Raw genomic sequence first — 6,911 nt, 5'->3', positions numbered from 1 at the left:
GCCGATATCAGCGTGAACGGTCACCCCGAGACGGCGGGCCTGCGCGGGGGGCAGCGGGCGGCCCGCCGTCTCGGGGTGACCGTTCACGCTGATATCGGCCAGATAGGTCAGGATGCGGGTCGCCCGGTCCTGCCGCTTGGCAAATGTGAACAGGTCGTCCGTCGTGTCGATGAACTTGGTCGTATAGGTATCGTCGAGGAAAACCGGATGTTTCAGCAGGTTGATGACGAAATCGATATTCGTGCTGACGCCCCGCACCCGGAATTCGCGCAAGGCGCGGTCCATCCGCTTGATCGCCTGATCGGGCGTCTGCGCCCAGGCCGTCACCTTGACCAGCAGCGAATCGTAGTAACGCGTGATCACCCCGCCCGAATAGGCGGTGCCGCCATCCAGACGGATGCCCATGCCTGTCGCGGACCGATAGGCGGTGATGCGTCCGTAATCGGGGATGAAATTGTTCTGCGGATCCTCGGTCGTGACGCGGCATTGCAGGGCATGGCCCGACAGGGTGATGTCGGCCTGCGCGGCATGGCCGGTGGCCTCGGCCAAGGTCGCGCCCTCGGCGATCTTGATCTGGGATTGCACGATGTCGATGCCGGTGACCTCTTCGGTCACCGTATGCTCGACCTGCACACGAGGGTTCACCTCGATGAAATAGAACTGGTCGTCATCCATATCCATCAGGAATTCGACGGTTCCGGCGTTCTGATAGCCGACCGCCTGCCCGATCTTCAGCGCCAGCGCGCAGACCTCGGCCCGCTGTTCCTCGGTCAGATAGGGGGCGGGCGCGCGTTCCACGACCTTCTGATTGCGGCGCTGCACGGTGCAGTCGCGTTCGTACAGGTGATAGAGACCCCCATGCGTGTCGCCCAGCAGCTGCACCTCGACATGGCGGGCGCGCAGGATCATCTTTTCCAGATAGCCCTCGCCATTGCCAAAGGCGGCCTCGGCCTCGCGGCGGCCCTCGCGGACCTTCTCGATCAGCTCCTCGGGGTTGTTGATCGGGCGCATGCCGCGACCGCCGCCGCCCCAGCTGGCCTTCAGCATCAGCGGATAGCCGACCGCCGCCGCTTCCTTCTTAATGGCGTCGAAATCCTCGCCCAGCACCTCGGTCGCGGGGATGACCGGCACGCCCGCCTTGATCGCCACGCGGCGGGCGCTGGCCTTGTCGCCAAGCGCGCGCATCGTGTCGGCGCGCGGCCCGATAAAGGTGATCCCGGCATTGAAACAGGCATCGACGAAATCGGGGTTTTCGGACAAAAGGCCATAGCCCGGATGGATCGCATCGGCGCCCGCCAGCTTGGCCACGCGGATGATTTCGGGGATGGACAGATAGGCGGCCACCGGGCCCAGGCCCTCGCCGATCCGGTACGCCTCGTCAGCCTTGAAGCGGTGCAGGCCCAGCTTGTCTTCCTCGGCATAGACGGCGACCGTCTTCTTGCCCAGCTCGTTGGCCGCGCGCATGACGCGGATCGCGATCTCGCCCCGGTTGGCCACCAGAATCTTCTTGAACATCCCGCACCCCTTTGTCCCTGACGTCCGCATCCTAGCGGTGCTGCATTGCAGCGCAAGTGGCAGCGGTAACAGGACCGTGCGGTGCGGCAAGCGCGACAAATGGCGGAAGGCCGGGCGTTGTTCCGCCTTCGTTCGCATTTGGAACTTGCTTTTCGGCCAAGCGTCCCTATCTGATGCGACTGGCAAAGGGGCAGGCATGGAACAGAAGTTCATCGAAGTGCGCGGCGCGCGCGAACACAACCTGAAAAACGTCGACATGGACATTCCGCGCGACCAGCTGGTGGTGATCACTGGCCTGTCGGGGTCGGGAAAGTCATCTCTGGCCTTCGATACGGTCTATGCCGAGGGGCAGCGCCGCTATGTCGAAAGCCTGTCGGCCTATGCGCGCCAGTTCCTCGACATGATGGGCAAGCCGGATGTGGATCACATCTCGGGCCTGTCGCCCGCGATCAGCATCGAACAGAAAACGACCTCCAAGAACCCCCGTTCGACCGTCGGCACCGTCACGGAAATCTATGACTATCTGCGCCTGCTGTTCGCCCGCGCCGGCACCCCCTATTCCCCCGCCACCGGCCTGCCGATCGAGGCGCAGCAGGTGCAGGACATGGTCGACCGCATCATGGCCCTGCCCGAGGGCACGCGCGCCTATCTGCTGGCCCCGATCGTGCGCGACCGCAAGGGCGAGTACAAAAAGGAACTGCTGGAACTGCGCCGTCAGGGCTTTCAGCGCGTCAAGATCAACGGGGTCTTCCACGATCTGGACGAGGCGCCGACCCTCGACAAGAAATTCCGCCACAATATCGACATCGTCGTCGACCGCATCGTCGTGCGCGAGGGGCTGGAGACGCGGCTGGCCGACAGCCTGCGCACCGCCCTGAACCTTGCCGACGGCATCGCCCATCTGGAACTGGCAACAGAGGGTGAAGGCGACGCCGAACCCGAACGCCTGACCTTTTCCGAAAAATTCGCCTGTCCGGTCAGCGGCTTCACCATTCCGGAAATCGAACCACGGCTGTTTTCCTTCAACGCCCCCTTTGGCGCCTGCCCGGTCTGCGACGGTCTGGGGATGGAGCTGTTCTTCGACGACCGCCTTGTCGTTCCCGATGCCGCGCTGTCGGTGGACAAGGGCGCCATCGTGCCCTGGGCCAAGACCAAATCGGCCTATCTGACCCAGACCATCAACGCGCTGGCCAAACATTACGGGTTCGACAAGAAGACCCCGTGGAAGGATCTGCCCGACAAGATCCAGCAGATGTTCCTGCGCGGATCGGGATCCGAGGAGATCAAGTTCCGCTTCGACGATGCGGGCCGCGTCTATGAGATCGCCCGCGTCTTCGAAGGCGTCATCCCCAATATGGAACGCCGTTTGCGAGAGACCGATTCGAACTGGGTCCGCGAGGAATTCGAACGCTATCAGAACAACCGCCCCTGCGGCGCCTGCGGCGGCTATCGCCTGAAACCCGAGGCCTTGGCCGTCAAGATCGCCGGCGATCACGTCGGCCGCGTGGTGCAACTGTCCATTCAAGAGGCGCTGGACTGGGTGCAGGATGCCCCCAACCATCTGTCCAAGCAAAAGACCGAAATCGCCGCCGCCATCCTCAAGGAAATCCGCGAGCGTCTCGGGTTTCTGGTCAATGTCGGCCTGAACTATCTGACCCTGTCGCGCGCCGCAGGCACGCTGTCGGGCGGCGAAAGCCAGCGCATCCGTCTGGCGTCCCAGATCGGCTCCGGCCTGACCGGTGTCCTTTATGTGCTGGACGAACCCTCGATCGGGCTGCACCAGCGCGACAATGACCGGCTGCTGACCACGCTGATGAACCTGCGCGATCAGGGCAATTCGGTGCTGGTCGTCGAACATGACGAAGACGCCATCCGCCATGCCGATTACGTCTTCGACATGGGACCGGGCGCTGGCGTGCATGGCGGCACGGTCGTCAGCCACGGCACCCCCGACCAGATCGCCGCCGACCCGAACAGCCTGACCGGGCAATACCTGTCGGGCAAGCGCGCCATCGAGGTTCCTGCGGAACGCCGCAAGGGCAATGGCAAGAAGGTCACCGTGGTCAAGGCCACCGGCAACAACCTGAAAAACGTCACCGCCGATTTCCCGCTTGGCAAGTTCGTCTGCGTCAGCGGCGTGTCGGGCGGCGGCAAATCGACCCTGACCATCGAGACGCTGTTCAAGACCGCCTCGCTGCGCCTGAACGGCGCGCGCCAGACCCCCGCCCCCTGCGAAACGATCCGCGGCCTGGAACATCTGGACAAGGTCATCGACATCGACCAGCGCGCCATTGGGCGGACCCCGCGGTCGAACCCCGCCACCTATACCGGCGCCTTCACCCCCATCCGCGACTGGTTCGCAGGCCTGCCCGAATCCAAGGCGCGCGGCTACAAGCCCGGGCGCTTCAGCTTCAACGTCAAGGGCGGCCGCTGCGAGGCCTGTCAGGGCGACGGCGTTATCAAGATCGAGATGCATTTCCTGCCCGACGTCTATGTCGAATGCGAAACCTGCAAGGGCAAGCGCTACAACCGCGAAACGCTCGAGGTGCAGTTCAAGGGCAAATCCATCGCCGACGTGCTGGACATGACGGTCGAGGACGCGCAGGCGTTCTTTACAGCCGTCCCGCCCATCCGCGAGAAAATGGACGCGCTGATGCAGGTGGGGCTGGGCTATATCAAGGTCGGCCAGCAGGCCACCACCCTGTCGGGCGGCGAGGCGCAGCGCGTCAAGCTGTCCAAGGAACTGTCGCGCCGCTCGACGGGCCGCACCCTCTATATCCTCGACGAACCCACCACGGGCCTGCATTTCGAAGATGTGCGCAAGCTGCTCGAGGTGCTGCACGAGCTGGTCGATCAGGGCAACACCGTGGTCGTCATCGAACACAATCTCGACGTCATCAAGACCGCAGACTGGATCATCGATATCGGCCCCGAGGGCGGCGATGGCGGCGGCGTGATCGTCGCCACCGGCACCCCCGAGGACGTGGCCCAGGTTCAGGCCAGCCATACCGGCCGCTATCTGGGCCCGATGCTGAAACCCCTGCGCATCCGCGCCGCCGAATGACCCTGTCCCCGGTCCGCCTCGCCCCGGACCGGGCCACAACCGCGCCCCGAAAAAATCCGCGCGCCCGGCCATTTTTCCTCTTGCAGCCCCCCGCCCCCTCCCGTAAATCACCGCTCACCGAAGGCGGAACGGTCCAACCGGATCGCCCAAGGAGACGGAGCGCGGGCGTAGCTCAGGGGTAGAGCATAACCTTGCCAAGGTTAGGGTCGAGAGTTCGAATCTCTTCGCCCGCTCCAAAACAAAAAGGCCGGACCTCAGGGTCCGGCCTTTTGCATTCCAGCCCCCACCATCCGCGCCGCGCGTTTCTTCTTCAGAAAAATATCCTGCGGGGGGAGTCGCGGCACGCGACGGGGGGCGCAAAGCCCCCCTTCGCCCTCACCGCCAGCACGGCCCCTCAACCATCCGCCCGGATCCGTGCAGTCTGCGGATCCTGCCGACTGACCTCGCAGATCACCGCTCAGGGCAAGACCCGTGACCTGCCCCTCTTCCGGCCGGTCATTGCGGCAGTGACGTCGCCACATGGTGGCAAGGGCGGCCGCCACAGGCGGGCGAAAACCCCATGGGCCCTGCCCGGGTCTTGCCCGCCCGCCACGCCGTCGCTAGGGTGCCGCGCACGCCAAGGGGGGCCCTCATGCAGATCTGCCGCAGCACGCAGGACATGCGCGACTGGCGCAAGGGCACGGACCGCGTGGCGCTGGTGCCCACCATGGGCGCGCTGCACGCCGGTCATCTGGCGCTGGTCGCCCGCGCCCGCGACTGGCTGGACGAACAGGGCGGCGGGCGGATCGTCACCTCGATCTTTGTCAACCCCACGCAATTCAGCCCGACCGAGGATCTGGACCGTTATCCCCGGTCCGAGGCGCAGGATCTGGCCCTGTTGCGTGATGCGGGCTGCGACGCGGTCTTTCTGCCGCAGGTGCCCGACATCTATCGCCCCGGCGCCCAGACCCATGTCGAGGTGACGGGCCTTGGCCGCATCCTGATGGGCCGCCTGCGCCCGGGCCATTTCCGGGGCGTGGCCACCGTGGTGACCAAGCTGTTCAACATCGTCCAGCCTCAGGCGGCGGCCTTTGGCGAAAAAGACTATCAGCAGCTGACCCTGATCCGGCAAATGGTTGCTGATCTGGACATCCCCGTTCAGATCCTGCCGGTCGCCACCGTCCGCGACGCCGACGGCCTGGCGATGTCGTCGCGCAACCAGCGCCTGACGCCGGATGACCGTACCGCCGCCCCGGTGCTGGCCCGCGCGCTGGATCAGGCTGCGCTGTCAGCCTCGACCGGCACCCCGGTCAGCCTGCTGCGCCGCCAGATCCGCACCATCCTGGCATCCGAGCCGCGCGCGACCCTGCGCGCCATCGACATCTGCGATGCGGGCGATCTGTCGCGCATTGCCACCGTGACCCGCCCGGTCGTGATCCTGCTGGCCGTCGCGTTCGGCGATGTGCTGTTGATCGACCAGCGCGTGGTCCATCCCTGAAAGGCCATCCCCATGTCCGCACGCCCCACTGATCCGATGCCCAACGCAGGCCAGGGCCCCGTCCGGCGCATCACCGTGCCGCAGATCGCCGCCGCCAAGGGCAAGACGCCGCTGGTCGCCCTGACCGCCTACAGCGCGCCGATGGCCGCCCTCGTCGATCCCCATGCCGAGGTAATTCTGGTCGGCGACAGTCTGGGCATGGTCGTGCACGGCCTGCCCTCGACCATCGGCGTCACGCTGGACATGATGATCCTGCACGGTCAGGCGGTCATGCGCGGCAGCGCGCGCGCGATGGTCGTCATCGACATGCCCTTTGGCAGCTACGAGGAAAGCCCCGAACAGGCCTTCCGCAACGCCGCCCGCGTCATGGCGGAAACCGGCGCCGGGGCCGTCAAGCTGGAGGGCGGCGCCCGCATGGCCCCCACCATCCGCTTTCTGACCGATCGCGGCATTCCGGTGATGGCCCATATCGGCCTGACCCCGCAATCCAGCAACACGATGGGCGGCTTCAAGACGCAGGGCCGCGATCAGGCCACATGGCCCGCGCATCTGGCCGATGCCAGCGCCGTGGCCGATGCAGGCGCCTTTGCCGTCGTGGTCGAGGGCGTGATGGAGGCGCTGGCCGACCGCATCACCGACACCGTCGCCATCCCCACCATCGGCATCGGCGCCAGCGCCCGCTGCGACGGCCAGATCCTCGTCCTTGACGACATGCTGGGTCTTTCGGGCCGCGTCCCCCGCTTCGTGCAGAAATTCGGCGATCTCGGCCCCCGCGCTGATCAGGCCATCGCCGATTATGCCGATGCCGTGCGCACCCGCAGCTTCCCCGCCCCCGCCAATCTCTATCGCTGACCC

4 protein-coding genes and 1 tRNA gene are annotated in these 6,911 nt (G+C 65.6%); 4 read left to right on the top strand and 1 reads right to left on the bottom strand.

All coding sequences use genetic code 11. The features are described from left to right. Positions 1–1,515, bottom strand: a 1,515-nt coding sequence (locus tag EG885_RS21285; protein WP_131578678.1) for an ATP-binding protein, incomplete at its 3' end; no start/stop codon positions are given. Between the two features lie 196 nt (positions 1,516–1,711). Between EG885_RS21285 and uvrA the strand changes: the two genes are divergently transcribed. The 4 genes from uvrA to panB all read left to right on the top strand — a co-directional run bounded on the left by uvrA (position 1,712) and on the right by panB (position 6,908). Next, entirely contained in the window at positions 1,712–4,579 is a 2,868-nt protein-coding gene (gene uvrA / locus EG885_RS21280) for an excinuclease ABC subunit UvrA (RefSeq protein WP_131578676.1), read from the top strand. Positions 4,580–4,740: 161 nt separating this feature from the next. Next, a tRNA-Gly gene (locus EG885_RS21275) sits at positions 4,741–4,815 on the top strand. A 395-nt stretch (positions 4,816–5,210) separates the two neighbouring features. After that, on the top strand, positions 5,211–6,056 hold the full coding sequence (gene panC, locus EG885_RS21270; RefSeq protein WP_131578674.1) for a pantoate--beta-alanine ligase: 846 nt from the start codon (positions 5,211–5,213) through the stop codon (positions 6,054–6,056). 12 nt (positions 6,057–6,068) lie between these two features. Beyond that, positions 6,069–6,908: a 3-methyl-2-oxobutanoate hydroxymethyltransferase gene (panB, locus tag EG885_RS21265; protein WP_131578672.1), complete on the top strand. Its 840-nt coding sequence runs from the start codon at positions 6,069–6,071 to the stop codon at positions 6,906–6,908. Positions 6,909–6,911: the final 3 nt, after the last annotated feature.

Source organism: Paracoccus nototheniae (genome assembly GCF_004335005.1).
In the GTDB taxonomy this organism is placed as follows: domain Bacteria; phylum Pseudomonadota; class Alphaproteobacteria; order Rhodobacterales; family Rhodobacteraceae; genus Paracoccus; species Paracoccus nototheniae.
The sequence above is the reverse complement of the archived record's forward strand: the minus strand, read 5'-3'. Positions and strand labels throughout refer to the sequence as shown.